Annotated in this window: 38 protein-coding genes; 1 reads left to right on the top strand and 37 read right to left on the bottom strand. The window is 69.2% G+C overall.

Going from position 1 to position 25246, the window contains the following annotated elements:
• Positions 1 to 5: 5 nt before the first annotated feature.
• Positions 6 to 611, bottom strand: coding sequence for a class I SAM-dependent methyltransferase (locus ACZ6Q9_RS06215; RefSeq protein ID WP_393450495.1), 606 nt, complete (start codon positions 609 to 611; stop codon positions 6 to 8).
• 532 nt (positions 612 to 1143) lie between these two features.
• Between ACZ6Q9_RS06215 and ACZ6Q9_RS06220 the strand changes: the two genes are divergently transcribed.
• Positions 1144 to 2064: a hypothetical protein gene (locus ACZ6Q9_RS06220; RefSeq protein WP_396830242.1), complete on the top strand. Its 921-nt coding sequence runs from the start codon at positions 1144 to 1146 to the stop codon at positions 2062 to 2064.
• A gap of 180 nt (positions 2065 to 2244) precedes the next feature.
• On the opposite strand, the gene truA is transcribed toward ACZ6Q9_RS06220, so the two are convergent.
• The 36 genes from truA to rpsL all read right to left on the bottom strand — a co-directional run bounded on the left by truA (position 2245) and on the right by rpsL (position 24977).
• On the bottom strand, positions 2245 to 3075 hold the full coding sequence (gene truA / locus ACZ6Q9_RS06225) for a tRNA pseudouridine(38-40) synthase TruA (RefSeq protein WP_350712718.1): 831 nt from the start codon (positions 3073 to 3075) through the stop codon (positions 2245 to 2247).
• A gap of 69 nt (positions 3076 to 3144) precedes the next feature.
• Positions 3145 to 3705, bottom strand: coding sequence for a 50S ribosomal protein L17 (rplQ, locus tag ACZ6Q9_RS06230; RefSeq protein ID WP_350711523.1), 561 nt, complete (start codon positions 3703 to 3705; stop codon positions 3145 to 3147).
• 34 nt (positions 3706 to 3739) lie between these two features.
• A complete protein-coding gene (locus ACZ6Q9_RS06235) occupies positions 3740 to 4762 on the bottom strand; it encodes a DNA-directed RNA polymerase subunit alpha (protein ID WP_091079335.1) in 1023 nt (340 codons plus the stop codon).
• A 98-nt stretch (positions 4763 to 4860) separates the two neighbouring features.
• Positions 4861 to 5487, bottom strand: a complete 627-nt coding sequence (rpsD, locus tag ACZ6Q9_RS06240; RefSeq protein ID WP_350711525.1) for a 30S ribosomal protein S4 — start codon at positions 5485 to 5487, stop codon at positions 4861 to 4863.
• 14 nt (positions 5488 to 5501) lie between these two features.
• Positions 5502 to 5909, bottom strand: a complete 408-nt coding sequence (rpsK, locus tag ACZ6Q9_RS06245; RefSeq protein ID WP_007073011.1) for a 30S ribosomal protein S11 — start codon at positions 5907 to 5909, stop codon at positions 5502 to 5504.
• An 18-nt stretch (positions 5910 to 5927) separates the two neighbouring features.
• Positions 5928 to 6308, bottom strand: a complete 381-nt coding sequence (rpsM, locus tag ACZ6Q9_RS06250; protein ID WP_043965541.1) for a 30S ribosomal protein S13 — start codon at positions 6306 to 6308, stop codon at positions 5928 to 5930.
• Positions 6309 to 6571: 263 nt separating this feature from the next.
• Positions 6572 to 6685 carry a 50S ribosomal protein L36 gene (gene rpmJ, locus ACZ6Q9_RS06255; RefSeq protein WP_012184307.1) on the bottom strand — a complete coding sequence of 38 codons (114 nt, stop codon included), beginning with the start codon at positions 6683 to 6685 and terminating at the stop codon, positions 6572 to 6574.
• 93 nt (positions 6686 to 6778) lie between these two features.
• Positions 6779 to 7000 (bottom strand): translation initiation factor IF-1, encoded by a 222-nt coding sequence (infA, locus tag ACZ6Q9_RS06260; RefSeq protein WP_007073013.1) that lies wholly within the window; start codon positions 6998 to 7000, stop codon positions 6779 to 6781.
• A 425-nt stretch (positions 7001 to 7425) separates the two neighbouring features.
• Positions 7426 to 8277 (bottom strand): type I methionyl aminopeptidase, encoded by an 852-nt coding sequence (gene map, locus ACZ6Q9_RS06265; RefSeq protein WP_393450486.1) that lies wholly within the window; start codon positions 8275 to 8277, stop codon positions 7426 to 7428.
• 93 nt (positions 8278 to 8370) lie between these two features.
• A complete protein-coding gene (locus ACZ6Q9_RS06270; RefSeq protein WP_357460255.1) occupies positions 8371 to 9024 on the bottom strand; it encodes an adenylate kinase in 654 nt (217 codons plus the stop codon).
• The gene (gene secY, locus ACZ6Q9_RS06275) at positions 9025 to 10353 is read right to left on the bottom strand and encodes a preprotein translocase subunit SecY (RefSeq protein ID WP_357692533.1); all 1329 of its coding nucleotides are present in this window, start codon (positions 10351 to 10353) and stop codon (positions 9025 to 9027) included.
• Between the two features lie 235 nt (positions 10354 to 10588).
• Complete coding sequence (gene rplO / locus ACZ6Q9_RS06280) at positions 10589 to 11032, bottom strand: 50S ribosomal protein L15 (protein WP_350711532.1); 444 nt, start codon at positions 11030 to 11032, stop codon at positions 10589 to 10591.
• The gene (gene rpmD, locus ACZ6Q9_RS06285) at positions 11032 to 11214 is read right to left on the bottom strand and encodes a 50S ribosomal protein L30 (RefSeq protein ID WP_007073018.1); all 183 of its coding nucleotides are present in this window, start codon (positions 11212 to 11214) and stop codon (positions 11032 to 11034) included. Before rpmD ends, rplO begins: the two co-directional genes overlap by 1 nt.
• A complete protein-coding gene (rpsE, locus tag ACZ6Q9_RS06290) occupies positions 11214 to 11828 on the bottom strand; it encodes a 30S ribosomal protein S5 (RefSeq protein ID WP_007073019.1) in 615 nt (204 codons plus the stop codon). The genes rpmD and rpsE overlap by 1 nt, the downstream gene beginning before the upstream one ends.
• Before the next feature lie 33 nt (positions 11829 to 11861).
• Positions 11862 to 12251 (bottom strand): 50S ribosomal protein L18, encoded by a 390-nt coding sequence (gene rplR, locus ACZ6Q9_RS06295; protein ID WP_466021392.1) that lies wholly within the window; start codon positions 12249 to 12251, stop codon positions 11862 to 11864.
• On the bottom strand, positions 12248 to 12790 hold the full coding sequence (gene rplF, locus ACZ6Q9_RS06300; RefSeq protein WP_350711533.1) for a 50S ribosomal protein L6: 543 nt from the start codon (positions 12788 to 12790) through the stop codon (positions 12248 to 12250). Before rplF ends, rplR begins: the two co-directional genes overlap by 4 nt.
• Positions 12791 to 12806: 16 nt before the next feature.
• The gene (gene rpsH / locus ACZ6Q9_RS06305; RefSeq protein WP_013288624.1) at positions 12807 to 13214 is read right to left on the bottom strand and encodes a 30S ribosomal protein S8; all 408 of its coding nucleotides are present in this window, start codon (positions 13212 to 13214) and stop codon (positions 12807 to 12809) included.
• Positions 13215 to 13287: 73 nt separating this feature from the next.
• Positions 13288 to 13473, bottom strand: coding sequence for a type Z 30S ribosomal protein S14 (locus tag ACZ6Q9_RS06310; protein WP_007073023.1), 186 nt, complete (start codon positions 13471 to 13473; stop codon positions 13288 to 13290).
• Between the two features lies 1 nt (position 13474).
• Positions 13475 to 14044, bottom strand: coding sequence for a 50S ribosomal protein L5 (gene rplE / locus ACZ6Q9_RS06315; protein WP_350681992.1), 570 nt, complete (start codon positions 14042 to 14044; stop codon positions 13475 to 13477).
• Positions 14044 to 14364, bottom strand: coding sequence for a 50S ribosomal protein L24 (rplX, locus tag ACZ6Q9_RS06320; protein WP_172896341.1), 321 nt, complete (start codon positions 14362 to 14364; stop codon positions 14044 to 14046). The genes rplE and rplX overlap by 1 nt, the downstream gene beginning before the upstream one ends.
• Entirely contained in the window at positions 14361 to 14729 is a 369-nt protein-coding gene (gene rplN, locus ACZ6Q9_RS06325; protein WP_007465279.1) for a 50S ribosomal protein L14, read from the bottom strand. Before rplN ends, rplX begins: the two co-directional genes overlap by 4 nt.
• 97 nt (positions 14730 to 14826) lie before the next feature.
• Positions 14827 to 15102 (bottom strand): 30S ribosomal protein S17, encoded by a 276-nt coding sequence (gene rpsQ, locus ACZ6Q9_RS06330; protein ID WP_088998356.1) that lies wholly within the window; start codon positions 15100 to 15102, stop codon positions 14827 to 14829.
• Positions 15099 to 15335: a 50S ribosomal protein L29 gene (gene rpmC, locus ACZ6Q9_RS06335; protein ID WP_013288628.1), complete on the bottom strand. Its 237-nt coding sequence runs from the start codon at positions 15333 to 15335 to the stop codon at positions 15099 to 15101. The genes rpsQ and rpmC overlap by 4 nt, the downstream gene beginning before the upstream one ends.
• A complete protein-coding gene (rplP, locus tag ACZ6Q9_RS06340; protein ID WP_073834927.1) occupies positions 15335 to 15760 on the bottom strand; it encodes a 50S ribosomal protein L16 in 426 nt (141 codons plus the stop codon). Before rplP ends, rpmC begins: the two co-directional genes overlap by 1 nt.
• A gap of 3 nt (positions 15761 to 15763) precedes the next feature.
• Positions 15764 to 16618, bottom strand: coding sequence for a 30S ribosomal protein S3 (gene rpsC / locus ACZ6Q9_RS06345; protein WP_091102569.1), 855 nt, complete (start codon positions 16616 to 16618; stop codon positions 15764 to 15766).
• Positions 16618 to 17076: a 50S ribosomal protein L22 gene (gene rplV, locus ACZ6Q9_RS06350; protein WP_091102565.1), complete on the bottom strand. Its 459-nt coding sequence runs from the start codon at positions 17074 to 17076 to the stop codon at positions 16618 to 16620. The genes rpsC and rplV overlap by 1 nt, the downstream gene beginning before the upstream one ends.
• Before the next feature lie 40 nt (positions 17077 to 17116).
• On the bottom strand, positions 17117 to 17398 hold the full coding sequence (gene rpsS / locus ACZ6Q9_RS06355) for a 30S ribosomal protein S19 (protein WP_007073032.1): 282 nt from the start codon (positions 17396 to 17398) through the stop codon (positions 17117 to 17119).
• A gap of 12 nt (positions 17399 to 17410) precedes the next feature.
• Entirely contained in the window at positions 17411 to 18250 is an 840-nt protein-coding gene (gene rplB, locus ACZ6Q9_RS06360) for a 50S ribosomal protein L2 (RefSeq protein WP_393264995.1), read from the bottom strand.
• Positions 18251 to 18262: 12 nt separating this feature from the next.
• Positions 18263 to 18565 (bottom strand): 50S ribosomal protein L23, encoded by a 303-nt coding sequence (rplW, locus tag ACZ6Q9_RS06365; RefSeq protein ID WP_076466668.1) that lies wholly within the window; start codon positions 18563 to 18565, stop codon positions 18263 to 18265.
• Positions 18562 to 19212 (bottom strand): 50S ribosomal protein L4, encoded by a 651-nt coding sequence (gene rplD / locus ACZ6Q9_RS06370; protein WP_396830243.1) that lies wholly within the window; start codon positions 19210 to 19212, stop codon positions 18562 to 18564. Before rplD ends, rplW begins: the two co-directional genes overlap by 4 nt.
• On the bottom strand, positions 19209 to 19874 hold the full coding sequence (gene rplC, locus ACZ6Q9_RS06375) for a 50S ribosomal protein L3 (RefSeq protein WP_357460245.1): 666 nt from the start codon (positions 19872 to 19874) through the stop codon (positions 19209 to 19211). Before rplC ends, rplD begins: the two co-directional genes overlap by 4 nt.
• 11 nt (positions 19875 to 19885) lie before the next feature.
• A complete protein-coding gene (gene rpsJ, locus ACZ6Q9_RS06380) occupies positions 19886 to 20194 on the bottom strand; it encodes a 30S ribosomal protein S10 (RefSeq protein ID WP_007073037.1) in 309 nt (102 codons plus the stop codon).
• 350 nt (positions 20195 to 20544) lie between these two features.
• Entirely contained in the window at positions 20545 to 21738 is a 1194-nt protein-coding gene (gene tuf / locus ACZ6Q9_RS06385) for an elongation factor Tu (protein WP_357692539.1), read from the bottom strand.
• Positions 21739 to 21958: 220 nt separating this feature from the next.
• Entirely contained in the window at positions 21959 to 24055 is a 2097-nt protein-coding gene (gene fusA / locus ACZ6Q9_RS06390; RefSeq protein WP_393264992.1) for an elongation factor G, read from the bottom strand.
• A 75-nt stretch (positions 24056 to 24130) separates the two neighbouring features.
• On the bottom strand, positions 24131 to 24601 hold the full coding sequence (rpsG, locus tag ACZ6Q9_RS06395) for a 30S ribosomal protein S7 (RefSeq protein ID WP_013735957.1): 471 nt from the start codon (positions 24599 to 24601) through the stop codon (positions 24131 to 24133).
• Between the two features lies 1 nt (position 24602).
• On the bottom strand, positions 24603 to 24977 hold the full coding sequence (rpsL, locus tag ACZ6Q9_RS06400) for a 30S ribosomal protein S12 (RefSeq protein WP_007465318.1): 375 nt from the start codon (positions 24975 to 24977) through the stop codon (positions 24603 to 24605).
• Positions 24978 to 25246: the final 269 nt, after the last annotated feature.

Below are 25246 nucleotides of genomic sequence, written 5' to 3' on the forward strand. Positions count from 1 at the left end.
ACCAATTACCGGGTGACGCGCAGCACCCGGTAGCCCTTCTGGCTGGCGTGCCGCTCGACCTGCCAGCCCTGCTCGGCCAGCCAGCGGTGCAGCGAGTCGCCGCCGAGGTGGCGGGCGACCACCAGCCAGGCGACGCCGTCCGGGGCGAGCCGGGGCAGCCAGCGCAGCAGCATCCGGTGCAGGTCGTCCTTGCCGACCCGGATCGGCGGGTTGGACCAGAGCTGGGCGAACGTCACGTCGGCGGGCACGTCGTCCGGCTCGGCGACGCGTACCCGGTCGGCCGCGCCGACCCGCGCCGCGTTGGCCGCGGTCAGCTCCCGGGCCCGCTCGTTGACGTCGACGGCCCAGACGGTCGCCGACGGCGCCGAGGTGGCCAGCACGCAGGTGATCGGCCCGAAGCCACAGCCGAGGTCGAGCAGGGCGCCGGCCGTGTCGGCGGGCGGCAGCTCGGCCTTGCGCAGCAGCACCGCCGTGCCGGGGTCGAGGCGGGTGGCGGAGAAGACCCCGCCGGAGGAGGTCAGGGTGTAGTCGCGGCCGGCGACGGCGAACTCGACCTCACGCGGGTGGGCGGCAGTCGCGGGTTCAGCGGTGAAGTAGTGGTCGCCGGTCACGCGGGCAATTCTCGCACCGCCCTCGCCACCGGCTGGTCCGGGGCCGAGGAGCGGACACAGCACGACACGAAACAGTCAGGCACCCAATTTCCCGTTATTACCCCCTAAAGGGACAATGCCTCCTACCCTGGGCGACATGGTGTATCGGTACGAGTCCGATGAGGAAGCATTCATGGAGTACCCGGAGCCCCGGTCCGGCCGCTCGGTGCTCGGTGCCGGTCCGCCGGCCGGTCCCTCCCCGTCCCGCTTCCCGACGCCGTCGCTGCCCCGGCCCAACCGGGTCGCGCCGCCCCCCGCCGAGCCGGAGCCGGTCCGCGCCTCGGCCCCGGTGTCCCCCGCGCGGCACACGCCAGCACCACAGGCGCCGCAGACGCCGCCACCAGCGCCACAGGCGCCGTCAGCGCCACAGGCAGAGGTACCGCCCGACCCGCAGGCTCCGCCAGCCCCACCGGCCCCGCAGGCTCCGCCGGCCCCGCAAGCCCCGCCGGACGCGCAAGCCCCGCCGGACGCGCAGGCCCCGCCGGACGTGCAGGTGTCGCCGGCGCGGCCGGACGTGCAGGTGTCGCCGGCACCGGCCGAGCCGGCCGTAGCGGCCGAGGCGCCCGTGGCCACCGAGGCACCCGTAGCGGTCGAGGCACCCGTGGCGGTCGAGCGCCCCGTGCCGCAGCGAAGCGGCGGCCGGCTGTGGCAGGTGCTCGTCGGCGGCGCGGCCGTCCTCGTGCTGCTCGCGCTCTGCGGCCTCGGCGCCGCCGCCCTGCTGGTCGAGCGCGACCGGACGCCGCAGGCCACGCCCACCGGCCAGCCCCAGGTGGCCGAGTCGGCCGAGGCCGGGGCGCACGACCTCGACTCCCGGGACACCGACCAGGGGCCGCTGACGGCCAAGGAGCTGTTCCCCGGCACGCAGCTCGTCGTCGCCGACGGGCAGCCCGCGTACCGGGTGCTGAAGACCCACTCCAGCGCCAGCTGCGCGGTCGCGGCCACCGGGGAGGTCGCCGACCTGCTGGTCCGGCTCGGCTGCAACCAGGTGGTCCGGGCCACCCTGCGCACGCCCGACGGCGACCACCTGGTGACCGCCGGCCTGTTCAACCTGACCGACCGCGCCAGCGCCGAACGCGCCCGCGACCGGATCCGGCAGATGCTCGACGAGCGGCAGGGCCGATTCCGGGGCATGCCGGCCGACAACGGCACCGAGGCGATCGCCACCGCGCCGGCGCGGGTCGGCTGGCAGGTGCGCGGCCACTACCTCGCGTACGCGGTGGTCGCCCGCGCCGACGGCGAGACGATCAGGTCGGGCGACACGAAGGCCAGAGAGATCCTCTTCGACATGATCGAGCTGCACCTCAACCAGGGCGTGCTGGAGCGCCGGGCGAACGGTGGGACGGCCGGCCAGCCGACCGATGAGGGCGCGGACCGCACCGGCACACAGGACGGGAGCGAACTGCCGGGCGCGTGACGAGCCCCCGGGTCTGGACGGGTGCGCGGGCCACCGGGCCGCGCACCCGTTCCCTTCGGCACCCCGACGGGGTCACCGCCCAGGTCGACCCGGTACGTCCGCAGCAGCGCCAACGGCCGGCACCCTGGCCGGTTCGGCGCCGACCCGCCGAGATGGCGTACGCCGGACGCGTCCCTGCGGTCAACCCTCCACGGGGACGCGCAGCCGGCGGGTCGCCTCGGCGCGGCGGGCGTACTCGGCCGGGTCGTCGGGGTAGCCCACGGCGACCAGGGTCAGCCCGTGCGCCGGGGCCACGGTCACCTCGCTGGAGCGTTCCCGGCGGGTCAGCAGGCTGCCCGGCCACCCGACCGGACGGCGCCCGTCCCCCGCGACCAGCATCGCGCCGACCAGGCTGCGCACCATCGCCTGGCAGAACGCGTCGGCCTGCACGGTGGCCACGAGGAGCCCGTCGGGATCCCGCCGCCAGTCCAGCCTGGTCACCTCGCGCAGCGTGGTGGCGTTCTCCTTGCGCCGGCAGTACGCGGCGAAGTCGTGCTCCCCCACCAGCCCCGCCGCGGCGGCGTTCAACGCGTCCAGGTCGAGCGGCTTCGGCCAGGCCAGCACCTCGTGCCGGCGCAGCGGCTCGGCGCCCCACGGCGCGTCGGTGACCCGGTACTCGTAGCGGCGGAAGGTGGCCGAGAACCGGGCGTCGAAGTCGGCGGGCACCTCGGTCATCGCCCGCACCCGCACGTCGGTGGGGAGCAGCCGGGCCAGCCGGCGCAGCAGCCGCCCCTCGTGCTCCCGCCACACGGCGGTGGGCAGGTCCACGTGGCAGACCTGCCCGGTGGCGTGCACCCCGGCGTCGGTGCGGCCCGCCACGGTCAACCCCGTCGCCGTCCCCGCGCCGAGCACCAGGTCGAGGGTCTCCACGAGCACCCCGGCGACCGTACGCCGCGTCGGCTGGGCGGCCCAGCCGGAAAAGCCGGTGCCGTCGTACGCGACGTCCAGCCGCAGTCGGGTGCGCTCGTCCACTCGTACCTCCGCCTCACGGGGTCGGGCCCGGCACCCCACAAGGGGTGCCGGGCCCGACGGTGGCCTGGATCAGGCCTTGTCGTTCTCGCCGGCCTCGTCGCTGTCCTCGCGGGCGGCGGCGGTGTCGCCGGACGCCGACACGGGCGCCTCGGCGTCCTGGTCGCCCGAGTTCGACTTCGGGGCCTCCTCGGCCGGGGCGAGCGCCTCGACCTTGTCCTGCTGCGCGGCCTTGCGGGCGGCGGTCTTCTTGTTCGCCTTCGGCTCGGCGACCTGAAGCTCCTCGACCAGCTCGATGATCGCCATCGGCGCGGCGTCACCCTTGCGCGGACCGGTCTTCACGATCCGGGTGTAGCCACCGTTGCGGTTGGCGTACCGGGGCGCGATCTGGTCGAACAGGGCGTAGACCACGTCCTTGTCCTTGACGACGCCCAGCACCCGCCGGCGGGACGCCAGGTCGCCGCGCTTGGCCTTGGTGATGAGCTGCTCGGCCAGCGGACGCAGCCGCCGGGCCTTCGTCTCGGTGGTCTGGATCTTGCCGTGCTGGAACAGCGCGGTGGCCAGGTTGGCCAGCATCAGCCGCTCGTGCGCGGGGCTGCCGCCGAGGCGGGGGCCCTTGGTGGGCGTGGGCATGCTTGGTGCTCCTCAGGTGTGGCGGCAGCGCGGACTAGAGCTGCTCGGTCTCGCGGTAGTCGTCGGTGTCGTAGTCGGCCTCGCCGAAGGTGTCCACGACGTGCGCCGGGTCGAAGTTCGGGGCCGAGTCCTTCAGCCCCAGTCCCATCCCGGCGAGCTTCATCTTGACCTCGTCGATCGACTTCTGACCGAAGTTGCGGATGTCGAGGAGGTCGGCCTCGGTACGCCCGATGAGCTCACCAACGGAGTTGATGCCCTCGCGCTTGAGGCAGTTGTAGGAGCGGACGGTCAGGTCCAGCTCCTCGATCGGCAGCGCCAGGTCCGCCGCGAGCTGGGCGTCCTGCGGGGACGGCCCGATGTCGATGCCCTCGGCGGTCTCGTCCAGCTCCCGGGCCAGGCCGAACAGCTCCACCAGCGTCGAGCCGGCCGAGGCCAGCGCGGTACGCGGGCCCATCGACGGCTTGGTCTCGACGTCGATGATCAGCCGGTCGAAGTCCGTCCGCTGCTCGACACGGGTCGCCTCGACGCGGTAGGTCACCTTGAGCACCGGCGAGTAGATCGAGTCGACCGGGATCCGGCCGATCTCGGCGCCGGCCTGCTTGTTCTGCGCCGCCGTGACGTAGCCGCGACCCCGCTCGACGGTCAGCTCCATGTCGAGCCGGCCCTTGCCGTTGAGGGTGGCGAGCTTCAGGTCGGGGTTGTGCACCGAGACGCCGGCCGGCGGCTGGATGTCACCCGCGGTCACGTCGCCGGGGCCCTGCTTGCGCAGGTACATGCTGACCGGCTCGTCGTGCTCGGAGCTGACGCAGAGCTCCTTGATGTTCATGACGAGCTCGACCACGTCCTCCTTGACACCGGGGATCGTGGTGAACTCGTGCAGCACACCGTCGATCTTGATCGAGGTGACCGCCGCACCCGGGATCGACGACAGCAGCGTACGCCGCAGCGAGTTGCCCAGGGTGTAGCCGAAGCCCGGCTCCAGCGGCTCGATGGTGAACCGGGACCGGGTCTCGTTGATCGACTCCTCGGAGAGGGTCGGTCGCTGGCTGATGAGCATGTCTTCTCTTCTCTTCCGGGGCGCCCGCCATATGACGCCCACGACAAACTGTTCCGGTGGCCCGCCCGTGTCGGGCGGGCCACCGCAACGAGCTCCGACTACTTGGAGTAGAGCTCGACGATCAGCTGCTCCTGGACCTGCGTGTCGATGACCTGGCGAGCCGGGAGCGAGTGCACGAGGATCTTCATCTGGCTGGGGATCGCCTCGAGCCACGCCGGAACCGACCGCGAGCCGGCCTCGGCCTGCGCCACGATGAACGGGGTGAGCTCCTTGCTCTTGCCCCGGACCTCGATGATGTCGTGCTCCTTGACGCGGTACGACGGGATGTCGACCTTCTTGCCGTTCACCGTGAAGTGACCGTGCTTGACCAGCTGGCGGGCCATGTCCCGGGACTTGGCGTAGCCGGCCCGGTAGACCACGTTGTCCAGCCGCGACTCGAGGATCTGCAGGAGGACCTCACCGGTCTTGGCCTGCTTGGCCACGGCCTCCTCGTAGTAACCGCGGAACTGCTTCTCCAGCACGCCGTAGACACGGCGGGCCTTCTGCTTCTCACGGAGCTGGAGCAGGTACTCCGTCTCCTTCGTGCGGCCGCGGCCGTGCTGCCCGGGCGGGAACGGCCGGGACTCGAACGGGCACTTCGGGCCATCGCACTTGCTGCCCTTGAGGAACAGCTTCATCTTCTCCCGCCGGCAACGGCGGCAGTCAGCACCGGTGTAACGAGCCATCTCTCTCTAACCTCTCAGACCCGGCGACGCTTCGGCGGACGGCACCCGTTGTGCGGCTGCGGGGTCACGTCGGAGATCTGACCGACCTCCAGGCCCACGGCCTGCAGCGAACGGATGGCGGTCTCCCGGCCGGAGCCGGGGCCCTTGACGAACACGTCGACCTTGCGCATGCCGTGCTCCATCGCCCGGCGCGCGGCGGCCTCGGCGGCGAGCTGCGCGGCGAACGGGGTCGACTTGCGGGAGCCCTTGAAGCCCACCTGGCCCGCGGAGGCCCAGGAGATGACCGCACCGGTCGGGTCCGTGATGGACACGATGGTGTTGTTGAAGGTGCTCTTGATGTGCGCCTGCCCGTGGGCGACGTTCTTGCGTTCCTTGCGCCGGACCTTCTTGACAGCGGCTCCGGCACGAGCCTTCGGTGGCATAAGTCTGTGCGCTCCTATTTACTTCTTGCCGGGCTTCTTCTTGCCGGCCACGGTCCGCTTCGGGCCCTTGCGGGTCCGCGCGTTGGTCCGGGTCCGCTGGCCACGCACGGGCAGGCCCCGGCGGTGCCGGATGCCGGCGTAGCAGCCGATCTCGACCTTGCGGCGGATGTCAGCGGCGACCTCGCGGCGCAGGTCGCCTTCAACCTTGTAGTTGCCCTCGATGTGGTCGCGGAGCTGGACCAGCTCCTCGTCCGTGAGGTCCCGGGCGCGCTTGTCCGGCGAGATGCCGGTGGCGGCGAGCGTCTCCAGGGCGCGGGTCCGACCCACGCCGAAGATGTAGGTGAGCGCGATCTCCATCCGCTTCTCGCGGGGGAGGTCGACGCCGACTAGACGTGCCATGTGCGGGCGTGCTCCTCGTGGTGTTCTGGCGGAGGTGTGGACCCGTCCCACCCCGCTACCGACCGTTCCGCCTCCGGCGTCGTGCGCCGGCGACCGGAAACGGTCGCTGCCCGAGCGGGCCCCGGCCTCCGACCGGGGGTCAACCACGAAGAGGTACGCGACGCGCACCGCCCGCGGCTGGGACGAGCAATTGATTCGTTGTCTGGATCCGCGGCCCGGACCGATTACGACCGACCGTTGTCACACGGCCGGTCGGAACTGGTTCAGCCCTGGCGCTGCTTGTGGCGCGGGTCGGTGCAGATGACCATGACCCGGCCGTGCCGGCGGATGACCCGGCACTTGTTGCAGATCCTCTTGACGCTCGGCTTGACCTTCACGGTTGCCTTACTTCCCATCTGGCCCGACGACGCGCCGAAGCGCGACACCGGACGTCGAAGACGGACACGGGGACGTCCCGGCCGTCGTCAGGCTTACTTGTAGCGGTAGACGATGCGCCCGCGGGTCAGGTCGTACGGCGAGAGTTCGACGACGACCCGGTCCTCCGGCAGGATGCGGATGTAGTGCTGCCGCATCTTGCCGCTGATGTGAGCCAGCACCTTGTGACCGTTCGCGAGCTCCACGCGGAACATTGCGTTCGGCAGGGGCTCGATGACCCGACCCTCGATCTCGATGGCTCCGTCTTTTTTCGGCATGTCCTCCGCTGTCCTGACGTCGGTTACTCCGGACGGCCCACAACGTCTTACACGGGCGACCGATCAAGATCAGGAAGCCCGCGCCAGCCGCGGCTCCGACTCCCACCGAAGCGCGGGGTGGGCATGCCGGAGTGGACGCTGTGCGCCGATCAGAAAGTGTACGCCCGCCTGCGGGCGGTCGCCAAACCGGCCACCCTCGGGAGCGTCGGACCACCCGAAAAGGCGACAATCAGGCATCCAGGTCACCCGCCCGGCGTTCCGGTCCGGCGGTGCCCCGACCAGGTACAGGGCAGGGCCCGCCGGCGTCGCGAACCTCCCGCCGCAGGACGGCGGGCGCCGGCGGGCCGGTGACGAGGGCGTCCCGCTCCCCGTACGCCCGCGGCGACCGCTCGTCGTGTCGGGCGGCTCCAGCCGGCCCTGTCGGATCAGACGGCCGGCGAGTCGGCGGGCTGGCGGGAGGTGACGAGTTCACCGAGCCGGGCGCGGCCGCCGTCCGGCGCGGTCAACACCCAGACGCCGTCCGGGAGCAGCGCCATCGTGTGCTCGACGTGCACCGCCATCGACCGGTCCCGGGTGACCACGGTCCAGCCGTCGGAGAGCTCCACCGTCCGGGGCGAGCCCATGGTGATCATCGGCTCGATCGCCAGCGCCATGCCCGGCACCAGGCGGGGGCCCTTGCCCGGGCGTCCGTGGTTGAGCACGTGCGGGTCCTGGTGCATCTCGGTGCCGATGCCGTGGCCGCCGTAGCCGTCGACGATGCCGTACCGGCCGCCCTTGCGGACGGCGTTCTCCACGGCGTGCGAGATGTCGGTGAGCCGGCCCCTGCCGCTGGCCGCCCCGCGGGCGGCGGCGGCGATGCCCGCCCACATGGCGTCCTCGGCCACCTCGGCCATCTTGAGCAGCGCCGGGTCGACCTCGCCCACGCCGACCGTGATCGCGGCGTCGCCGTGCCAACCGTCGAGCACCGCGCCGCAGTCGATCGAGATCAGGTCCCCGTCGCGGAGCACCTGCTGCGGTGCCGGGATGGCGTGCACGACCTGCTCGTTCACTGACGAGCAGATCGATGCCGGGAAGCCGTGGTAGCCCTTGAACGAGGGGACGGCGCCGGCCTCGCGGATGGTCGACTCGGCGATGGCGTCCAGGTCGGCGGTGCTGACCCCGGGGGCGACCGCCTCCCGCATCCGACGCAGCGCCTCGGCGACCACCAGCCCGGCGGCCCGCATCTTCTCGATCTGGTCAGGGGTCTTCAGCTGGATGTCCAGCTGGGGACGACGCATGGAGCCGTTACCTTTCGTTGCCGAAGCCGAAGAGCGGGGCACGTCGGACGTACCCCGCTCTTCGCACTCTATCCGCCGGAGCCCGGCGGGACGTCAGCCGCCGTACGACCGCAGAGCGTCGATGGCGCGGAGCGTGACGTCCTCCACCGGGCCGGTGGCGTCGATGCCCACCAGCTTGCCCTGGGCGCCGTAGTAGTCGACCAGCGGCGCGGTCTTGTCCGCGTACTCCCGCAGGCGGGTGGCGATGGTCTCCGGCTTGTCGTCGTCGCGCTGGAACAGCTCGGCGCCGCACCGGTCGCAGATGCCCTCGCGGGTGGTCGCGTCGAACTCGACGTGCCAGATCTTGCCGCAGCCCCGGCACGTACGCCGGCCGGAGAGCCGCCGGATCACCTCGTCGTCGTCGACGACGAGTTCCAGCACCAGGTCGAGCGCGGTGCCCAGGTCGGCGAGGAGCTTGTCCAGCGCGGCGGCCTGCGGCGTGGTGCGCGGGAAGCCGTCGAGCAGGAAACCCTCGGCGGCGTCCGGCTCGGCGAGCCGGTCCCGCACCATGTTGATCGTGACCTCGTCGGGCACCAGCTCGCCGGCGTCCATGTAGCGCTTCGCCTCGATCCCCAGCGGCGTGCCCTGGGAGACGTTCGACCGGAAGATGTCACCGGTCGAGATCTTCGGGACCGAGAGGTGCGCGGCGACGAACTCGGCCTGCGTACCCTTGCCCGCACCCGGCGGGCCAACCAGAACGAGTCTCATCTACCGCAGGAACCCTTCGTAGTTCCGCTGCATCAGTTGGCTCTCGATCTGCTTGGTGGTTTCCAGACCGACGCCGACCATGATCAGGACAGCGGTGCCGCCGAACGGGAAGTTCAGGTACTGCTGCTTGTCCAGCCAGATGAAGAAGAAGTTCGGCAGGATCGAGATGATGCCCAGGTAGAGGGCGCCCGGCAGAGTGATCCGGCTGAGGATGAAGTCGAGGTAGTCGGCGGTCGGCTTGCCGGGGCGGATGCCCGGCACGAAGCCGCCGTACTTCTTCATGTTGTCCGCGACCTCGGTCGGGTTGAACGTGATCGAGACGTAGAAGTACGTGAAGAAGATGATCAGCAGGAAGTAGACCGAGATGTAGATCGGGCTGGTCGGGTCGACCAGGTTGTTCTGGATCCACGCCTGGGTCTTGCCCGGGTTGGTCTGGTCGAAGAACTGCAGCGCCAACTGGGGCAGGTAGAGCAGCGACGAGCCGAAGATGACCGGGATGACACCCGCCTGGTTGACCTTCAGCGGGATGTAGGTCGAGGTGCCGCCGTACATGCGCCGGCCGATCATCCGCTTGGCGTACTGCACCGGGATCCGGCGCTGCGCCTGCTCGATGAAGGTGACCGCGGTGATGACCACCAGGACCAGCGCGATGACGAGGATGAACTTGCCCCAGCCGCCGGTCTGCTTGATCTGCCAGCCCTCGCTGGGAAGCCGGGCCGCGATCGAGGTGAAGATCAGGACGGACATGCCGTTGCCGACGCCCCGGTCGGTGATCAGCTCACCGAGCCACATCACCACGCCGGTGCCGGCGGTCATCGTCATGACCAGGAGGGTCAGCGTCAGCCAGTCCGGGATCCCGGTGCCCTCGGGGATGATCGGGAACTGGTCGCACTGGTTCTGGAACAGCTGCCCGGAGCGGGCCAGCGCCACGAACGCCGACGCCTGGAGGACGCCCAGGCCCAGCGTCAGGTAGCGGGTGTACTGGGTGATCTTCGCCTGCCCGGCCTGGCCCTCCTTGCGGAGCTGCTCGAGCCGCGGGATGACCACGGTCAGCAGCTGCAGGATGATCGACGCGGTGATGTAGGGCATGATGCCCAGCGCGAAGACCGAGAGCTGCAGCAGCGCGCCGCCGGAGAAGAGGTTGAGCAGGTTGAGGACCCCGGTGGAGCCGTTCTCCAGGGTGTCGAGGCACTTCTGCACGTTGCCGTACGAGACACCCGGGCTGGGCAGCGTAGCCCCGAGCCGGTAGACCGCGATGATGCCTACTGTGAACAGCAGCTTCTTGCGCAGGTCAGGCGTACGGAACGCACTGAGAAAGGCGGACAGCAACTTCTTCCTCCTGCGCGCGGCGGGCCGCCGGTGATCCCGGGCGGGTCGGGGTGGGTGCCGGGCGAGCGCCCGATATCCATAGCTGGGAAGGGACTCTAACAGCCCGATCCCGGTCCGGGCAGATGTGCCCGGCTACATAAACCGAATCCGATGTTACCCGGCGCACACATGCCGGGGAGACCATGGCGCCCGCCCAGTTGGGACAACTGAGCGGGCGCCATGTGTCGTACAGCTCTTACAGCTCGGTGACGGTGCCACCGGCGGCGGCGATCTTCTCCTTGGCCGACGCGCTGAACGCGTGCGCCGACACCTGGAGGGCGACCCCGCCGAGGTCCCCGGTGCCGAGGACCTTGACCGGCTGGCCCTTGCGGACCGCGCCGGCCTCGACGAGCTCCAGCGGGCCGACCTGGCCGCCGTTCGGGAACAGCTCGGCGAGCCGGTCCAGGTTGACCACCTGGAAGACCACCTTGAACTTGTTCTTGAAGCCCTTCATCTTCGGCAGGCGCATGTGGATGGGCATCTGCCCACCCTCGAATGCCGCCGAGATGTTCTTGCGGGCCTTGGAACCCTTGGTACCGCGACCGGCGGTCTTGCCCTTCGAGCCCTCACCGCGACCCACGCGGGTCTTCGCGGTCTTGGCACCGGGCGCCGGGCGCAGGTGGTGGACCTTGATCGTCATTACTCGACCTCCTCGACCTTCACGAGGTGGTTGACCGCGAAGATCATGCCGCGGATCTCCGGACGGTCCTCCTTGACCACCACGTCGTTGATCCGCTTGAGACCGAGCGAGCGCAGCGAGTCACGCTGGTTCTGCTTGGTCCCGATCTCGGACCGGACCTGGGTGACCTTCAGGCGAGCCATCAGGAAGCCACCCCCGCCCGCGACGCCAGCATGGCGGCCGGCGCGACGTCCTCGACCGGCAGGCCACGGCGGGCGGCGACGGCCTCGGGGGACTCGAGCCCCTTCAGCGCCGCCACCGTGGCGTGCACGATGTTGATCGGGTTCGACGAACCGAGGCTCTTGGAGAGCACGTCGTGGATACCCGCGCACTCCAGCACGGCGCGCACCGGACCACCGGCGATGACACCCGTACCGGCGGAAGCCGGCTTGAGCAGCACCACACCGGCCGCCGCCTCACCCGTCACCGGGTGCGGGATGGAGGAGGCGATCCGCGGAACCTTGAAGAAGTGCTTCTTGGCCTCCTCGACGCCCTTGGCGATCGCCGCGGGCACCTCCTTGGCCTTTCCGTAGCCCACACCGACGGTGCCGTCGCCGTCGCCCACGATCACCAGGGCGGTGAAGCTGAAGCGACGACCACCCTTCACGACCTTGGCGACGCGGTTGATCGCGACGACCCGCTCGAGGTGCGGGGTCTTCTCGACGGGCGCGTTTCCGCGGCCGCCCTCACGGCGGTTGTCGCGGCGACCACCCTCGTTGCCACCGGACCCGCCGCCACGGCGCTGTTGACCTGGCATCAGCAGCCTTCCTTCTCTCTCGTGACGGGGTTTCTAGAACTCGAGCCCGGCTTCGCGGGCGGCGTCGGCAAGCGCGGCGACCCGCCCCGCGTACCGGTTGCCACCGCGGTCGAAGACGACCTTGGAGATGCCGGCGGCCTTGGCCCGCTCGGCGAGCAGGGCGCCGACCTTGCCGGCCAGGGCGCTCTTGTCGCCCTCCGAGCCGCGCACCGAGGCGTCCAGGGTCGAGGCCGACGCCAGGGTGTGACCCTTGGTGTCGTCCACGATCTGGGCGACGATGTGCCGCAGGGAGCGGGTGACCACGAGGCGGGGACGCTCGGCGGTGCCGCTGATGTTCTTGCGGACCCGGAAGTGCCGACGCGCACGCCCGACGGCACGCTTGGCGGCGACGCCGCGGCGGCGCTTGAGCAGCGTGGCGCTCACTTCTTACCTGCCTTTCCAGCCTTGCGGCGGATGACCTCGCCCTGGTACTTCACGCCCTTGCCCTTGTAGGGCTCCGGCGGGCGGATCTTCCGGATGTTGGCGGCAACCTCACCGACGAGCTGCTTGTCGATGCCGGCCACGTGGAACAGCGTCGGCTTCTCCACCGTGAAGGTGATGCCGTCCGGCGCCGGAACCAGCACGGGGTGCGAGAACCCGAGCGCGAACTCCAGGTCCTTGCCCTTGGCGGTCACGCGGTAACCGGTGCCGGCGATCTCCAGGCTCTTGCGGTAGCCCTCGGTGACGCCGACGATCATGTTGGCGACCAGGGTACGGCTGAGGCCGTGCAGTTCCTTGGCCTTGCGCTCGTCGTTCGGGCGGTTGACGTTCAGCTGCCCGTCCTCGGCCCGGTCGATCGTGATCGGCTCGGCCAGGGTGTGCGAGAGCTCGCCCTTCGGGCCCTTGACCTTGACGGTCTGCCCGTCGATCGTGATGTCGACGCCGGCTGGCACCGGGATCGACTTACGTCCAATACGCGACATTTCTACCTGTCTCCCGTTACCAGACGAAGGCGAGGACTTCCCCGCCAACGCTCCGCTTGCGGGCCTGCCGGTCGGTGAGCAGCCCCTGGGACGTCGAAATGATCGCCACGCCCAGCCCGCCGAGCACCCGCGGGAGCCCGTCCGACTTGGCGTAAACCCGCAGACCGGGCTTGGACACGCGCTTGATGCCGGCCAGGCTCCGCTCCCGGTTCTGGCCGTACTTCAGCTCGACGACCAGTCGCTTGCCGACGGCGCCCTCCTCGGGCTCCTCGACCGACCAGGTGGCGATGTAACCCTCGGCCTTGAGGACCTCGGCGATGTTCGCCTTGATCTTCGAGTAGGGCATCGTCACCCGGTCGTGGTACGCCTGGTTGGCGTTACGCAGACGCGTGAGCATGTCTGCGATCGGGTCGGTCATCGTCATGGAATTCGTCAGCCTTTCTCGCCGGGGTTCCCGGGGCGGTGAGCCCCGGGCCTACGGCGAAGAGCAATAGCTATTACCAGGAAGCCTTGGACACGCCGGGCAGCTCACCGCGGTGGGCCATCTCCCGGATGCACACCCGGCAGAGACCGAACTTGCGGTAGACCGCCTTGGGACGCCCGCACCGCTGGCAGCGGGTGTACGCGCGAACCGAGAACTTCGGCTTCGCGGCCGCCTTGAGGATCAGCGCCTTCTTGGCCATCTCAGTTCTCCTTGAACGGGAAGCCCAGGAGCTTGAGCAGCGCCCGGCCCTCGTCGTCGGTCGTGGCGGTCGTGACCACCGTGATGTCCATGCCCCGCTGCCGATCGATCTTGTCCTGGTCGATCTCGTGGAACACCGACTGCTCGGTCAGGCCGAACGTGTAGTTGCCGTGCCCGTCGAGCTTGCGCCCGTCGAGACCGCGGAAGTCGCGGATACGCGGCAGCGCGATCGACAGCAGCCGGTCCAGGAACTCCCACATCCGGTCGCCGCGGAGGGTCACCTTCGCGCCGATCGGCATGCCCTCGCGGAGCTTGAACTGCGCGATGGACTTGGTCGCCCGCCGCACCTGCGGCTTCTGGCCGGTGATGGTGGCCAGGTCGCGGACGGCGCCGTCGATCAGCTTGGCGTCCCGGGCAGCCTCGCCGACACCCATGTTGACGACGATCTTGACCAGCCGCGGCACCTGCATCGGGTTGCCGTACTTGTGCTGCTCCTGCAGCTGGGCCACGATCTCGTTGCGGTACCGCTCCTTGAGGCGCGGCATGGTCTTGGTTTCGGTAGCCGTGGTCATCACAGGTCCTTACCGGTGCTACGCGCGATGCGGACCTTCTGGCCGTTTTCGTCGATCCGGTAACCGACGCGGGTCGGCTTGCCGTCGGAGTCCAGGACCTGCACGTTCGAGACGTGGATCGGGGCCTCCTGGGTGACGATGCCACCGGTCTTGGCGCCACGCTGGGTGGTGCTGATGCGGGTGTGCTTCTTGACCCGGTTCACGCCCTCGACCAGGACCTTGTCCTGCCGCGGGTAGGCCGCGATGACCTTGCCCTTGGCACCCTTGTCCTTGCCGGCGATGACGACGACCGTGTCGCCCTTCTTGACCTTCACGGTCACAACACCTCCGGCGCGAGAGAGATGATCTTCATGAACCGCTTGTCCCGCAGCTCCCGACCCACCGGGCCGAAGATACGGGTGCCGCGCGGGTCCCCGCCGTCCTTGATGATGACGGCGGCGTTCTCGTCGAAACGGATGTACGAACCGTCCGGCCGCCGCCTCTCCTTGGCGGTGCGAACGACGACGGCCTTGACGACGTCGCCCTTCTTCACACCGGCACCCGGGATCGCGTCCTTGACGGTGGCCACGATGACGTCGCCGATGCTCGCGTAGCGCCGACCGGAGCCACCGAGAACCCGGATGCACAGGATCTCCCGAGCACCCGTGTTGTCGGCGACGCGCAGTCGCGACTCCTGCTGAATCACGTCTATCTCCTATGTCTGCCGGTTCTCCGGCCGCACGGGGCGGCCGGAGCCTGGCGGAACCCGCGCCCGACTGACGCCGGGCGAGCTTGAGCCTTCGCTACTTGGCCTTTTCCAGGATCTCCACGAGCCGCCACCGCTTGGTGGCGGACAGCGGCCGGGTCTCCATGATCAGGACCCGGTCGCCGATGCCGGCGGTGTTCTGCTCGTCGTGCACCTTCAGCTTGCTGGTACGGCGCATGATCTTGCCGTACAGCGCGTGCTTGACCCGGTCCTCGACCTCGACGACGACGGTCTTTTCCATCTTGTCGCTGACCACGAGGCCCTCACGCACCTTGCGGCGGGCCCGCGCGGCGGCGGTGGTGTTCTCGCTCATGATGCAGTCACCTCAGTCGGCGCGGCCGAGAGACCCAGCTCGCGCTCACGCATGATCGTGTAGATCCGGGCGATCTCCCGACGGATGACCTGCAGCCGCCGGTTGTTGTCCAGCTGCCCGGTTGCGGCCTGCACGCGGAGGTTGAACAGCTCCGCCTTGGCCTCACGCAGCTTCGTGACCAGCTCCTCCTCGGAGAGCTCACGCAGCTCGGAAGGCTTGACGCCCGCTGCCATCAGGATTCACCCACTTCGCGCGTAACAATCCGGCACTTCATCGGGAGCTTGTGGATCGCGCGACGCATCGCCTCTCGCGCGATCTGCTCGTTGGGGAAGGACATCTCGAAGAGGACCCGCCCCGGCTTCACGTTGGCGACCCACCACTCGGGCGAACCCTTACCGGAACCCATCCGGGTCTCGGCCGGCTTCTTGGTGAGGGCCTGGTCCGGGAAGATCGTGATCCAGACCTTGCCACCACGCTTGATGTGGCGGGTCATCGCGATACGCGCCGACTCGATCTGGCGGTTGGTCACGTACGCCGGCTCGAGAGCCTGGATCCCGAACTCGCCGAACACCACCCGGTTACCACCCTTGGACGCGCCGTGGCGGTCCGGGTGGTGCGGCTTGCGGAAGCCCTTCGGGGGCTTGCGCGGCATCAGCATCTGTCAGCCCTCCTGCTGCGTTTCTGCCGCGGCGGAGACGGCGGCGGGATCCACCGCGTCACCACTCGGCGTCTCGGCCTGCTGCGCGATGGTGGTCGCGGCGGCCCGGCCGGCCTCGGTGCCGCCGGCGGTCGTGCCGGACGAGCCGGACCGACCACGGCGCGGCCGCTCGGGGCGGTCGCCGCGCTCACGGCGCGGGCGCGACGGAGCCTCGGCCGGGGTCTCCCGACCCGGCACCGCGTCGCCCTTGTAGATCCAGACCTTCACGCCGATCCGGCCGAAGGTGGTACGGGCCTCGAAGAAGCCGTACTCGATGTTGGCCCGCAGCGTGTGCAGCGGGACCCGGCCCTCGCGGTAGAACTCGGTCCGGCTCATCTCGGCGCCGCCGAGACGGCCCGAGACCTGGACCCGGATGCCCTTGCAGACCGGGTTCTTCATCGCGGACTGCATGGCCTTGCGCATCGCCCGACGGAAGCTGACCCGGCTGGACAGCTGCTCGGCGACGCCCTGGGCGACGAGCTGCGCGTCCGACTCGGGGCTCTTCACCTCGATGATGTTCAGCTGGACCTGCTTGCCGGTCAGCTTCTCGAGCTCGCCACGGATCCGGTCGGCCTCCGCACCCTTGCGGCCGATGACGATGCCCGGCCGGGCGGTGTGGATGTCGACGCGGACCCGGTCCCGGGTGCGCTCGATGTCGACCTTGGAGATGCCGGCACGCTCGAGGCCCTTGGACATCATGCGGCGGATCTTGACGTCCTCGCCGATGTAGTCCTTGTAGAGCTTGTCCGCGAACCAGCGGGACTTCCAGTCGGTCGAGATGCCGAGCCGGAACCCGTGCGGGTGAACCTTCTGACCCATTACTCGGCGCCCTCCGTCTTGCTCTGCGTCTCAGCCGGCTCCGCCTGCTTCGCCGGGGCCGCCTTCTTCGCCGCGGCCTTCTTCGGCGCGGCCGGCGCCACGGCCTCGACCGCGACGGTGATGTGGCAGGTGCGCTTGCGGATCCGGTACGCCCGGCCCTGCGCCCGCGGCTGGAACCGCTTCATGGTCGGGCCCTCGTCCACGTACGCCTCGCTGACGAGCAGCGCGTCGGGGTCCAGCCGCTCGTTGTTCTCCGCGTTGGCGATCGCGCTCGCGAGCACCTTATACACCTGCTCGCTCGCAGCCTGCGGCGCGAACTGCAGCACCGTGAGCGCCTCCTTCGCGGGCAGGCCGCGGACGAGGTTGACCACCCGGCGCGCCTTCATCGGCGAGATGCGCACGTGCCGCGCAACCGCCCGCGCGCCCGGAAGCACCGGAGCGTCGCCCTTTCCTGGCATCGCTGTAACCCCTTGTTCCTCTATCCGTATGCCCGCGGCGTCAGCGCCGACGGCTCTTCCGGTCGTCCTTCTCGTGACCCTTGAACGTGCGGGTCAGCGCGAACTCGCCGAGCTTGTGCCCGACCATCGCCTCGGTCACGAACACCGGGACGTGCTTGCGTCCGTCGTGCACGGCGATCGTGTGACCCAGCATCTCCGGGATGATCGTCGAGCGCCGCGACCAGGTCTTGATGACGTTCTTCGAGCCCTTGTCGTTCTGCGTCTCCACCTTCTTGAGCAGGTGGTCGTCGACGAACGGGCCCTTCTTCAGGCTGCGAGGCATGTCTTATCTCCCTCAGCCGCGCTTACGCGTGGCGTAGCGGCGGCGGACGATCAGCCGGTCACTCGGCTGGCCCTTACGACGGGTGCGGCCCTCGGGCTTACCCTGCGGGTTGACCGGGTGGCGACCGCCGGAGGTCTTACCCTCACCACCACCGTGCGGGTGGTCGACCGGGTTCATCGCGACACCACGGACGGTCGGGCGCTTGCCCTTCCACCGCATCCGGCCGGCCTTGCCCCAGTTGATGTTCGACTGGTCGGCGTTGCCGATCTCGCCGATGCTGGCGCGGCAGCGGACGTCGACCCGCCGGATCTCACCGGACGGCATGCGCAGGGTCGCGTACGCGCCCTCGCGGCCGAGCAGCTGGATGCCGACGCCGGCCGAGCGGGCCAGCTTGGCGCCGCCGCCCGGGCGCAGCTCCACGTTGTGGATGGTGGTACCGACCGGGATGTTGCGCAGCGGCAGGTTGTTGCCCGGCTTGATGTCGGCGCCCGGACCGGACTCGACCACGTCGCCCTGCTTCAGGTCCTTCGGCGCGATGATGTAGCGCTTCTCGCCGTCGGCGTAGTGCAGCAGCGCGATGCGCGCGGTGCGGTTCGGGTCGTACTCGATGTGGGCGACCTTCGCCGGCACGCCGTCCTTGTCGACCCGCTTGAAGTCGATCAGACGGTACTGGCGCTTGTGACCGCCACCGTGGTGCCGCGTGGTGATCCGGCCGTGGGCGTTGCGTCCGCCCTTCTTCGGCAGCGGAGCCAGCAGCGACTTCTCGGGCGTCGACCGGGTGATCTCGGCGAAGTCGGCGACGCTCGAGCCACGCCGGCCCGGCGTCGTCGGCTTGTACTTACGGATAGCCATTGTCTACACCCCTCAGCTGACCGGGCCGCCGAAGGCCTCGATACGGTCACCGTCAGCCAGCTTCACCATCGCCCGCTTGGTGTCCTTGCGCTTGCCGAACCCGGTGCGGGTCCGCTTGCGCTTGCCCTCGCGGTTGAGCGTGTTGACCGTCAGGACGCGGACGTTGAAGATCTGCTGGATAGCGATCTTGATCTCGGTCTTGTTCGCGTCCGGGTGCACCAGGAAGGTGTACCAGTTGCGGTTCAGCTCGCTGTAGCTCTTCTCCGAGACGACCGGCGCCACGATGATGTCGCGCGGGTCGGCGATCGTGCTCACTTGCCACCCTCCTCGGTGGTCTCGGCGGGAACACCGAGGAACTCGTCCAGGGCGTCCTTCGTGAAGACCACGTCGTCGGCCACCAGCACGTCGTACGTGTTGAGCTGGCCGGCCTCGATCAGGTGCACCCGCGGCTCATTGCGCAGCGACACCCAGTTCAGCTCGTCGGTGCTGCTCAGCACGACCAGGACCCGGCGGGCCTCGGTCAGCTTGGCCAGCGTGGCCAGGGCGGCCTTGGTCGACGGCTTCTCGCCCGGGACGAACGCCTCGACGACGTGCACCTGCCCGGCGCGGGCCCGGTCCGACAGGGCGCCACGCAGGGCGGCGGCCTTCATCTTCTTCGGGGTGCGCTGGCTGTAGTCGCGCGGCACGGGACCGTGCACCACGCCACCGCCGGCGAACTGCGGCGCGCGGATCGAGCCCTGCCGGGCACGACCGGTGCCCTTCTGCTTGTACGGCTTCTTGCCGCCACCGGCGACCTCGCCGCGGGTCTTGACCTTGTGCGTGCCCTGCCGGGCCGCCGCGAGCTGGGCCACCACGACCTGGTGCATCAGCGCGACGTTGGCCTGGACGTCGAAGATGTCGGCGGGCAGCTCGACGGAGCCGCTCTTGTTGCCTTCGACGGAGAGGACGTCAACGGTGGTCACTTGGCCACACCGCCCTTCTTCACCTTGGTCTTGGCCGCGGTGCGGACCAGGACCAGCGCGCCCTTGGGGCCGGGAATGGCGCCGCGGACGAGCAGGAGGTTGTTCTCGGTGTCGACCGCCTGGACGGTCAGGTTCTGGACGGTGTAGCGCACGCCACCCATCCGGCCGGCCATCCGGGTGCCCTTGAAGACACGACCCGGGGTGGCGCAGGCGCCGATGGAGCCCGGCGAGCGGTGCTTGCGCTCGACGCCGTGGCTGGCGCGCAGACCGTGGAAGCCGTGACGCTTCATCGGGCCGGCGTAGCCCTTGCCCTTGGTCTTGCCGGTCACGTCGATCGAGACACCGGCCGGGAACTCCTCGACCGTGATCTCCTGGCCGAGCGAGTAGTCCGCCGCGTCGGCGGTGCGCAGCTCGACGATGTGCCGGCGCGGCGCGACGTCGGCCTTCGCGTAGTGCCCGCTGATCGGCTTCTTGACCTTGCGCGGGTCGATCGTGCCGTACGCCAGCTGGACCGCGGAGTAACCGTCCTTGTCGGCGCTACGAACCTGGCTGATGACGCACGGGCCGGCCTGAACCACGGTCACCGGGACAACGCGGTTGTTGTCCCAGACCTGGGTCATGCCGAGCTTTGCGCCCAGGATCCCCTTGACTTGCCTGTCCATTTGTCCGGTCCCTACAGCTTGATCTCGATGTCGACGCCAGCCGGCAGGTCGAGGCGCATGAGCGAGTCGACCGTCTTCGGGGTCGGGTCGATGATGTCGATCAGCCGCTTGTGCGTGCGCATCTCGAAGTGCTCGCGCGAGTCCTTGTACTTGTGCGGCGAGCGGATAACGCAGAAACGGTTGATCTCCGTGGGCAGCGGCACCGGGCCTGCGACCTGCGCCCCGGTACGCGTCACCGTCTCGACGATCTTCCGAGCCGAGGAGTCGACGACCTCGTGGTCATAGGCCTTGAGCCGGATGCGGATCTTCTGTCCCGCCATGGTGGCTTCTGTTCCTTCTCTCGATGCCGCTGTGTTGCGGGCGCCTGTACCGGCTGGTACAGGCCCACTTCGCCGACCCCCGCGGTCGGGCGTGTCGCGCCCTCGGGCCAGGCTCCGCCCCGGGACTCCGGAGCGATTCTGACCGCGCGGTGGGTCAAGGCGCCGATCGCGCTACCGCGACCTGAACGCCGTGCGAGGGTGGTTGGCGGACGGGCCGCCAACCACCCTACGCCCGACTGTCCTGCAGCCCGGAGGTTCGACGAAAGCCGAACACGGGCAGCGAACTGTCGTTACGCAACCTGACTAGTATGCCGCACGACCGGCGGCGGGTCTAATCGGGGTTACCTAGCTCACTTGATGATCTTGGTGACGAACCCGGCGCCGACGGTGCGGCCACCCTCGCGGATCGCGAACTTGAGGTTCTCCTCCATGGCGATGGGCTGGATCAGCTTCACCGTCATGGTGGTGTTGTCACCCGGCATGACCATCTCGGTGCCCTCGGGGAGCGTGACGACACCGGTGACGTCCGTGGTCCGGAAGTAGAACTGCGGACGGTAGTTCTGGAAGAACGGGGTGTGCCGGCCGCCCTCCTCCTTGGAGAGGATGTAGACCGTCGCCTCGAACTCCGTGTGCGGGGTCGTGGTGCCCGGCTTGATGACGACCATGCCGCGCTCGACGTCCTCGCGCTTGATGCCACGCAGCAGCAGACCGACGTTCTCACCCGCGCGGGCCTCGTCGAGCAGCTTGCGGAACATCTCGATGCCGGTGCAGGTGGTCTTCATCGACTTCTCGCGGATGCCGACGATCTCCACCTCCTCGTTCGGCTTGAGGATGCCACGCTCGGCGCGGCCGGTGACCACGGTGCCGCGGCCGGTGATCGTGAAGACGTCCTCGATCGGCATGAGGAACGGCTTCTCGGTCTCGCGCTCCGGCTGCGGGATCGCGGTGTCGACAGCGGTCATCAGGTCCAGCAGCTTGCCGGTCCACTCGGGGTCACCCTCGAGGGCCTTCAGCGCCGAGACCCGGACGACCGGCAGGTCGTCACCCGGGTACTCCTGCGACGAGAGCAGCTCGCGGACCTCGAGCTCGACGAGCTCCAGGAGCTCCTCGTCGTCGACCATGTCGCTCTTGTTGAGCGCCACGACGATGTAGGGCACGCCGACCTGGCGGGCCAGCAGCACGTGCTCGCGGGTCTGCGGCATCGGGCCGTCGGTCGCCGCGACCACCAGGATCGCGCCGTCCATCTGCGCGGCACCGGTGATCATGTTCTTGATGTAGTCGGCGTGACCGGGGCAGTCGACGTGCGCGTAGTGCCGCGCCTCGGTCTGGTACTCGACGTGCGCGATGGAGATCGTGATGCCGCGGGCCTTCTCCTCCGGCGCCTTGTCGATCTCGTCGAACGGCGTGTACGGGTTCAGGTCCGGGTACTGGTCGTGCAGGACCTTGGTGATGGCCGCCGTCAGCGTCGTCTTACCGTGGTCGATGTGACCAATGGTGCCGATGTTGACGTGCGGCTTAGTCCGCTCGAACTTCGCCTTCGCCACTGGTGTCCTCCTGTGGACTTCTTGGTTCGTTCGCCCCGGCGCGCCGGTCGGCGCTTAGGACTCTGTCGACAGCCTTTCCGGCCTGGCGGCCGGAGAGCTTTGGTGGGTTCTGCGGCGATGAAGCCTACAGGCCCGGTCTCACGCATCCCGACCGAGGTGGCCGCGGGCGGGGAGCACCCTCCCGCGACCGCCCCGGATCATCGGAGCACGTCAGGTGAGGTCACTCACCCGTCGCCTTGGCGATGATCTCCTTCGCGACCGAGGCCGGAACCTCGGCGTAGGAGTCGAACTGCATGCTGTAGCTAGCCCGGCCCTGGGTCTTCGACCGCAGGTCGCCGACGTAGCCGAACATCTCCGACAACGGCACCAGGGCCCGGACGACGCGGGCGCCGCTGCGCTCCTCCATCGCCTGGATGATGCCACGGCGGGAGTTGAGGTCGCCGATGACGTCACCCATGTTCTCCTCGGGAGTGGTGACCTCAACGGCCATCATCGGCTCGAGCAGCGCGGGGTCGGCCTTGCGGGCCGCCTCCTTCATCGCCATCGAGCCGGCGATCTTGAATGCCATTTCCGACGAGTCGACCTCGTGGTACTGGCCGTCCACCAGGGTGAGCTTGACGCCCACCAGGGGGAAGCCGGCGAGGATGCCGTACTGCATGGCGTCCTGCGCACCCGCGTCCACCGACGGGATGAACTCCCGGGGGATGCGGCCACCGGTCACGGCGTTGGCGAACTCGTAGGTCGGGGCGTCGTTGCCCAGCGGCAGCGGCTCCAGGCTGATGATCACCCGGGCGTACTGGCCGGAACCGCCGGTCTGCTTCTTGTGGGTGTACTCGACCTTCTCCACCTTGCGGCGGATGGTCTCGCGGTACGCCACCTGCGGCTTACCGATGTTGGCCTCGACGTTGAACTCGCGGCGCATCCGGTCGACCAGGATGTCCAGGTGCAGCTCGCCCATGCCGGAGATGACCGTCTGGCCGGTCTGGTCGTCCAGCTTGACGCGGAAGGTCGGGTCCTCCTCGGCCAGCCGCTGGATGGCGGTGCTGAGCTTCTCCTGGTCGGCCTTGGTCTTCGGCTCGATGGCGACCTCGATGACCGGCTCCGGGAAGGTCATCGACTCCAGGATGACCGGGTTCGCCGAGTCGCACAGGGTGTCACCGGTGGTGGTCTGCTTGAGACCCTGCACCGCGATGATGTCGCCGGCCTGGGCCGAGCTGCGCTCTTCCCGCTTGTTGGCGTGCATCTGGTAGATCTTGCCGATCCGCTCCTTGCGGTCCTTGGTGGAGTTGACCACCTGGGAGCCGGACTCGAGCGTGCCGGAGTAGATCCGGACGTAGGTGAGCTTGCCGAGGTGCTTGTCCGTCTGGATCTTGAAGGCCAGGCCGGAGAACGGCTCCGAGACGGACGGCTTGCGCTGCATCGGCGTCTCGCCGTCGGTGGCCGTGCCCTCGATCGCCGGGATGTCCAGCGGCGACGGCAGGTACGCGATGACCGCGTCCAGCATCGGCTGGATGCCCTTGTTCTTGAAGGCGGTGCCGGTGAGGACCGGGTTGGCCTTGCCGGCGATGGTGGCCCGACGGATGGCGGCCTTGATCTCCTCGACGGAGATCTCCTCGCCCTCCAGGTACTTCTCCATCACCGCGTCGTCGACGTCGGCCAGGGTCTCCATCAGCTTCTCGCGCCACTCGGCGGCGGAGTCGGCGAGGTCGGCCGGGATCTCCTCGACCGCGTAGTCCTCACCCTTCTGGGTCTCCCCGCGCCAGGTCAGCGCCCGCATCTCGACCAGGTCGACCACACCGATGAAGTCGGACTCGGCGCCGATCGGGATCTGGAGCACCAGCGGGGTGGCGTTGAGCCGGTCGATCATCATCTGCACGCAGCGGAAGAAGTCGGCACCGGTCCGGTCGAGCTTGTTGACGAAGCACATCCGGGGGACGTTGTACTTGTCCGCCTGCCGCCAGACGTTCTCCGTCTGCGGCTCCACGCCGGCGACGCCGTCGTAGACCGCGACCGCGCCGTCCAGCACCCGCAGCGACCGCTCGACCTCGACCGTGAAGTCGACGTGGCCGGGCGTGTCGATGATCTGGATCGTGTGGCCCTTCCACTCACACTTGGTAGCAGCGGAGGTGATGGTGATACCACGCTCCTGCTCCTGCTCCATCCAGTCCATGACGGCACCGCCCTCGTGGACCTCACCGATCTTGTACGTGATGCCGGTGTAGAACAGGATCCGCTCGGTGGTGGTGGTCTTACCGGCATCGATGTGGGCCATGATGCCGATGTTGCGTACGTTGGCGAGCGCGTCTGCGGCGGCCACTTCAATCCCTACTTATCGTCGTCTCGACACAACTGGTGGCGGTTCCGGCGTCACGCGGACGCCGGAACCAGGGTGTTACCAGCGGTAGTGCGCGAAGGCCTTGTTGGACTCGGCCATCTTGTGCGTGTCCTCGCGCCGCTTGACGGCGGCGCCGAGGCCGTTGCTCGCGTCCAGCAGCTCGTTCATCAGCCGCTCGACCATGGTCTTCTCGCGACGGGCGCGGGAGTAGGTGACCAGCCAACGCAGGCCCAGGGTGGTCGCCCGGGCCGGGCGGACCTCGACCGGGACCTGGTAGGTGGCGCCACCGACGCGGCGGCTGCGCACCTCGAGGGTCGGCTTGACGTTGTCCATCGCCCGCTTGAGGGTGACGACCGGGTCGGTGCCGGACTTCTCGCGGCAGCCCTCGAGGGCCGCGTAGACGATGCGCTCGGCGAGCTGACGCTTACCACGCAGCAGGATCTTGTTCACCAGCTGGGTGACCAGCGGCGAGTTGTACACCGGGTCAGCGACCAGCGGCTTCCGCGGAGCGGGTCCCTTACGCGGCATCTCAGCTCTTCTCCTTCTTCGCGCCGTAACGGCTGCGAGCCTGCTTGCGGTTGCGGACACCCTGGGTGTCCAGCGAGCCGCGAACGATCTTGTACCGCACGCCGGGGAGGTCCTTCACACGGCCGCCGCGGACGAGCACGATCGAGTGCTCCTGCAGGTTGTGGCCGACGCCCGGGATGTAGGCGGTCACCTCGATCTGGCTGCTGAGCTTGACACGAGCGACCTTGCGGAGCGCCGAGTTCGGCTTCTTCGGGGTGGTGGTGTACACGCGGGTGCACACGCCGCGCCGCTGGGGAGACCCCTTGAGCGCCGGGGTCTTCGTCTTGGTCGTCTTGGCCTGACGGCCCTTTCGGACCAACTGCTGAATGGTGGGCACCGGGCTTCTCCGCTCCCTTCGGCCGCTGTGTGGCGGCCGCGCCTTCTGCCGTAGCCGACCTGATGACCGGCTCTCCTACATTCCGACCAGGGCCACCTCGCGGAGGTCCCGGCACCCGCGGTCGGGCGTGTCGCCCAGCTCACGGTCCCGGCGTCGGCGCTCACGCGTGTCGACCGGGGTCTTTCACCGGCACACGGCAGGCCGCGCGCCGGGTCTTTGGCTTTGTCGTGCTCCCGCGCGATCTCCGGCTCGCCGGATCCAGCGCACGC

The organism is Micromonospora sp. NPDC049139 (genome assembly GCF_055586845.1).

Excerpts from the sequence above, each read along its gene's own strand:
- rpsS (WP_007073032.1), bottom strand. The coding sequence starts at position 17,398 with ATGCCTCGCAGCCTGAAGAAGGGCCCGTTCGTCGACGACCACCTGCTC.
- rplF (WP_350711533.1), bottom strand. The coding sequence starts at position 12,790 with ATGTCGCGTATTGGACGTAAGTCGATCCCGGTGCCAGCCGGCGTCGAC.
- rplV (WP_091102565.1), bottom strand. The coding sequence starts at position 17,076 with ATGCCAGGAAAGGGCGACGCTCCGGTGCTTCCGGGCGCGCGGGCGGTT.
- rpsG (WP_013735957.1), bottom strand. The coding sequence starts at position 24,601 with ATGCCGCGTAAGGGACCCGCTCCGCGGAAGCCGCTGGTCGCTGACCCG.
- rpsD (WP_350711525.1), bottom strand. The coding sequence starts at position 5,487 with ATGGCTCGTTACACCGGTGCTGACTGCCGCCGTTGCCGGCGGGAGAAG.
- rpmC (WP_013288628.1), bottom strand. The coding sequence starts at position 15,335 with ATGGCAGCGGGCGTCAAGCCTTCCGAGCTGCGTGAGCTCTCCGAGGAG.
- rpsH (WP_013288624.1), bottom strand. The coding sequence starts at position 13,214 with ATGACGATGACCGACCCGATCGCAGACATGCTCACGCGTCTGCGTAAC.
- rpmD (WP_007073018.1), bottom strand. The coding sequence starts at position 11,214 with ATGGCTCGCCTGAAGGTCACCCAGGTCCGGTCCGAGATCGGGACCAAG.
- rpsC (WP_091102569.1), bottom strand. The coding sequence starts at position 16,618 with ATGGGTCAGAAGGTTCACCCGCACGGGTTCCGGCTCGGCATCTCGACC.
- rpsK (WP_007073011.1), bottom strand. The coding sequence starts at position 5,909 with ATGCCACCGAAGGCTCGTGCCGGAGCCGCTGTCAAGAAGGTCCGGCGC.
- ACZ6Q9_RS06310 (WP_007073023.1), bottom strand. The coding sequence starts at position 13,473 with ATGGCCAAGAAGGCGCTGATCCTCAAGGCGGCCGCGAAGCCGAAGTTC.
- rpsE (WP_007073019.1), bottom strand. The coding sequence starts at position 11,828 with ATGCCAGGTCAACAGCGCCGTGGCGGCGGGTCCGGTGGCAACGAGGGT.
- ACZ6Q9_RS06270 (WP_357460255.1), bottom strand. The coding sequence starts at position 9,024 with ATGAGACTCGTTCTGGTTGGCCCGCCGGGTGCGGGCAAGGGTACGCAG.
- rplQ (WP_350711523.1), bottom strand. The coding sequence starts at position 3,705 with ATGCCCACGCCCACCAAGGGCCCCCGCCTCGGCGGCAGCCCCGCGCAC.
- ACZ6Q9_RS06235 (WP_091079335.1), bottom strand. The coding sequence starts at position 4,762 with ATGCTCATCAGCCAGCGACCGACCCTCTCCGAGGAGTCGATCAACGAG.
- infA (WP_007073013.1), bottom strand. The coding sequence starts at position 7,000 with ATGCCGAAAAAAGACGGAGCCATCGAGATCGAGGGTCGGGTCATCGAG.
- rplC (WP_357460245.1), bottom strand. The coding sequence starts at position 19,874 with ATGGACAGGCAAGTCAAGGGGATCCTGGGCGCAAAGCTCGGCATGACC.
- map (WP_393450486.1), bottom strand. The coding sequence starts at position 8,277 with ATGCGTCGTCCCCAGCTGGACATCCAGCTGAAGACCCCTGACCAGATC.
- rplP (WP_073834927.1), bottom strand. The coding sequence starts at position 15,760 with ATGCTGATGCCGCGCAAGCCCCCGAAGGGCTTCCGCAAGCCGCACCAC.
- rpsM (WP_043965541.1), bottom strand. The coding sequence starts at position 6,308 with ATGGCACGTCTAGTCGGCGTCGACCTCCCCCGCGAGAAGCGGATGGAG.
- rpsJ (WP_007073037.1), bottom strand. The coding sequence starts at position 20,194 with ATGGCGGGACAGAAGATCCGCATCCGGCTCAAGGCCTATGACCACGAG.
- rplE (WP_350681992.1), bottom strand. The coding sequence starts at position 14,044 with ATGACCACGGCTACCGAAACCAAGACCATGCCGCGCCTCAAGGAGCGG.
- rplO (WP_350711532.1), bottom strand. The coding sequence starts at position 11,032 with ATGACGATCAAGGTCCACCACCTGCGCCCGGCGCCCGGTGCCAAGACC.
- rplB (WP_393264995.1), bottom strand. The coding sequence starts at position 18,250 with ATGGCTATCCGTAAGTACAAGCCGACGACGCCGGGCCGGCGTGGCTCG.
- rpsQ (WP_088998356.1), bottom strand. The coding sequence starts at position 15,102 with ATGAGCGAGAACACCACCGCCGCCGCGCGGGCCCGCCGCAAGGTGCGT.